The 364-nt window shown below is 58.5% G+C and carries 1 pseudogene; it reads right to left on the reverse strand.

Going from position 1 to position 364, the window contains the following annotated elements:
* Window positions 1–243: 243 nt before the first annotated feature.
* A pseudogene (locus AB4Y31_RS31860) lies at window positions 244–364 on the reverse strand (3-hydroxyacyl-CoA dehydrogenase); the annotation flags it as partial.

The following is a 364-nucleotide window of genomic DNA, read 5'->3' on the forward strand; positions in this document are numbered from 1 at the left end:
GCGCGCTTGCGCGTGCGCCGGTTCGTCAGGTCAAGGTTCAGGTCGGTTTGTCTCATGTGCCTATTGTGCCCAGCAGGCGGCCGGTTGAACACTCGGAAATGCGTGAGTTTTGAACACCATCCCTAGGACTTTTCCGCCAATCGCATCGAACAGCAAAAGTGAGTGATTACCATTCCACGAGCAAAGCCTCGCTAAGGATCGATTCGGAAATTGCCGTCTCGCACTTGGTCAGTCCGCCCGACCTTAGTCCATCAGTGAGCGCCGGTGCGCAAGCAGAGCCATCAGACGGCGATCGCGCCAGCGACTGCGTTCCTCGATATGATCCAGCGAGAGCACTCTGCGGCGCTCGGCATCGAGGTCCTCC

Origin of the sequence: Trinickia sp. EG282A (genome assembly GCF_040965455.1) — a bacterium.
GTDB classification, from domain to species: domain Bacteria; phylum Pseudomonadota; class Gammaproteobacteria; order Burkholderiales; family Burkholderiaceae; genus Trinickia; species Trinickia symbiotica.